Genomic DNA, 3,048 nt, shown 5'->3' with positions numbered 1-3,048 from the left:
AGAGGTAGATGTGTAATCAAACAATGTAAGTTCTCCCGTAGGCTCTATTGTTTCAATTGATTTTTTTAGTCATGCAAAATGGTTTTATATATGATTTAGCTAAGAATTTAGAAGTTTTTTTAAACGCTTTAAAAGAGCATTTTTTACTTGTTGATCAAAATAAGGAGTTTGATCTTTTCAATGAATTTTTCAATAAGTTTTTACTGTTTTGTTCTCGTAAAAAGTATTTCGGATTAACTCCTGATTTTTTCTTTGATAAAGACAATAGAGCTTGTTTATTATTAACTCAAGAGAATCTTTGCGCTAGTAGAGAATTTAGTTTAAAAGCAAAAAGAACTCTTGGTATTGATTCTAGTTTTATAGCCAAGTATTTAAATAAAGAGTTTTCTAGTTTTATAATAAGTGGACTTGAGGCTAAAGTATTTAAGTATTTAGTAATTAATAAAGGTAAAACTCAAGTTTTACTAATAGGTGTTTTCTTGAAAGAGCAGTGCTTTTTGTCTGTCCTTAGAATTAAACGAGCAAAAAAACTACGTTTAAATTCTTTACATAGTGCTTATAGAGTTAATTACTATCAGAATCATTATAAGAGATTTTGTCAATTAAAAAGTGACACTTATTTAAAGATTACTTTAAGTGAATATGTTAATTTGAATAAACTGCAAAAAAGAACATTTCAGCGCAATTTTAAAAAGTTCATGGGTGTTAGCTTTTATAACTATCACATGCAACAAAGATTATTAAAAGGGCTTCATCTTATAATGTTTAGTGACTACTTGATCTCTGAGATAGCTTATAGATGTGATTTTAATAGTTATAAGAACTTTGTCAGAGCTTTTAGTCATGGACATAATCTAAGAGCATCTGACTTTAGAATTTTATAGTTTTTTGTTTAAAGTAAAGTATTTATAGTTTAGTTATATATTGGATTGCAACAGGTATGTGTAACACTTAGATAGTAAATTGATGTATTGAGTAACGTTATAAAAGGATACTATGAGATTAAAAATTTATTTAAAATGTATATTCTTATTTTATTTCATCACTAGTACTTGTTTTGTTCTAGCCAATGAAATACAAAACTGGCCAACAACGCTAAAAATGAAAGATATTGGTGTTGTACAAACCCATTTTGATTTTTCATTTAATAACCAAGACAATACTTTCTTTGCAGAGAGTCCAAAAGGAAGTGATAAACTTATTTTAGGGGGAATCAAAGCAGGTGTGGCTCGTCTGTTTAATAAAAAGTTAGAAGCAGGGAGCTTAATAAAGATTCAAAAGGGAGAGATTAAAGGTGACTCTTTAAAAGGAGTTATGACCACAATGTTTGGTAATTTCTATTTTAGAGCTATTAAAACAAATGATAGGATACACGGGATGTTACTCAATGGAAAAAAAGAAACGGTTGGTTTATTTAATTCAGATTTGAATCTGAATATTAAAAAGAAAGATTATAAAGCGATTTGGAATGATATAGAAAAAATCACTCAAGATAAGATATATAATAAATCTGTTTTAGATTCTAAAAAATTTCAGACTTTTAAAAAACAGATGGACAACTCTTGTGAGAAGTTTAGAGATGATTTAGAATTTTTAATGGGGTTTTATTATTTCAGCAATGATTTAGGTTTTTCGCACTACAGTGCTTTTATTGCGTGGGAAGATTGGGATAAATATATCAAATCCCAAACTACAGATTTTCCACATAAATTCATAGATAATGATACGTATTACGTAAAAATAAGCTCTTTTTCAGGTACTTCAGAAGATATGAATAAGGTTTTAGATCAAGTAGCTCAAAAGCAGTTTAAAAATCTTGTAATAGATTTAAGAGATAATTCTGGGGGAAGTATTGAGGCAGGAATGACCTTCGCAGAACGACTTGTAAAACAGGATATTGTAGGTGGAGTATTTCTTACAAGAAAATACTACAATACAAAAAACAGTTTACCAACAAAGCAAGAACTAAATCAATATGACGTTTTTAGCAAAGCAAACTATGAGTTGCTCTTAAAGGGAATTTCAGAAAAAGAAGGTATTGTTTTAAAGGTTGAAGCTAAAAATACAATACCTTATCAAAAGCTTTATTTTTTGGTAAATCAAAAAACAGCAAGTACTTGTGAGCCTATTATACAAGGCTTTAAAGAAAATAAAATGGCTATAATCATTGGCGAGAAATCAGCTGGTAAAATGCTAAATGCAGAAGAGTTTAAAATCAGAGATGGTTATACACTTTTTCTGCCCACTGCAATGTAGGTAACAAGTCAAGGAAAAGTACTTGATCAAATAGGTGTTGAACCTGATATTTTGGTTAAAGAAGCCTTTTCAGAAGATAGTATACTAAAGTATATTAAAAATTAGGTAAAAACACGTATTGTTTTGGTATTTAGCTGTTTGTGGGTTTGGGTGTCCCAAAATGCCAGTACCATGAAAGCCAAATACACTCTTATTGTACAATATGTTTTTGTATTACTTTTTGTTTATGCAGCCATAAGCAAATTTATCACTTTTACAGCCTTCTAGGTTCAACTTACCCAGTCCTCACTACTTAGCGCTTATGCTAGTATAATAGTCTATTTGATTATTATTGTTGAACTTGTTATTGCTTTACTCTTATCATTAAAACAAACTAAGACTTTCGGTTTGTATCTCAGTTACAGTTTAATGGTAGCTTTTTTTTCATTTAAATCTACCTGATATTAAACTACAGCGATTTTATTCTTTGTTCTTGTGAAGGCATACTTGAAAAGATGGGATGGACAGAGCGTCTGTGGTTTAATATCATTGTAAGCTTACTGGCCTTAGTTGCTTTATTTTATGAAGAACACAAAAGAAAAAGATGCTATCTAGGATCAATTATCACCACAAAAATAAGTAGTGTATTTGTTATCCTACTTTTTCTATCTTCTGAGCATATTATAAAAAAAAAGAAAATCCTTTTATAAGAAGGTATTTGCCTTATGACGTGGTAGAGGATGATATGTTAGGATTTGAGTTTAGAAACAACTATATATTACTAGTCTTGAAAAACCGATACAGGATTGATAA

3 protein-coding genes are annotated in these 3,048 nt (G+C 29.3%); all 3 read left to right on the top strand.

The features are described from left to right. Positions 1-71 precede the first annotated feature (71 nt). The 3 genes from GOQ24_RS07815 to GOQ24_RS17000 all read left to right on the top strand — a co-directional run bounded on the left by GOQ24_RS07815 (position 72) and on the right by GOQ24_RS17000 (position 2,697). Entirely contained in the window at positions 72-884 is an 813-nt protein-coding gene (locus GOQ24_RS07815; protein WP_160339422.1) for a helix-turn-helix domain-containing protein, read from the top strand. 217 nt (positions 885-1,101) lie between these two features. Then, positions 1,102-2,256 (top strand): S41 family peptidase, encoded by a 1,155-nt coding sequence (locus GOQ24_RS07810; RefSeq protein ID WP_160339421.1) that lies wholly within the window; start codon positions 1,102-1,104, stop codon positions 2,254-2,256. 321 nt (positions 2,257-2,577) lie between these two features. Beyond that, complete coding sequence (locus GOQ24_RS17000) at positions 2,578-2,697, top strand: hypothetical protein (RefSeq protein WP_410505194.1); 120 nt, start codon at positions 2,578-2,580, stop codon at positions 2,695-2,697. The last annotated feature ends 351 nt before the right edge of the window (positions 2,698-3,048 follow it).

The sequence above is a fragment of the Myroides sp. LoEW2-1 genome (assembly GCF_009767705.1).
Lineage (GTDB): Bacteria > Bacteroidota > Bacteroidia > Flavobacteriales > Flavobacteriaceae > Flavobacterium > Flavobacterium album_A.
Note: the sequence above shows the minus strand (reverse complement) of the source record. Positions and strands in the feature narration are given on the sequence as shown.

Bases quoted from the DNA above. Each gene is read 5' to 3' on its own strand.
- GOQ24_RS07815 (WP_160339422.1), top strand. From the start codon at position 72: ATGCAAAATGGTTTTATATATGATTTAGCTAAGAATTTAGAAGTTTTT.
- GOQ24_RS07810 (WP_160339421.1), top strand. From the start codon at position 1,102: ATGAAAGATATTGGTGTTGTACAAACCCATTTTGATTTTTCATTTAAT.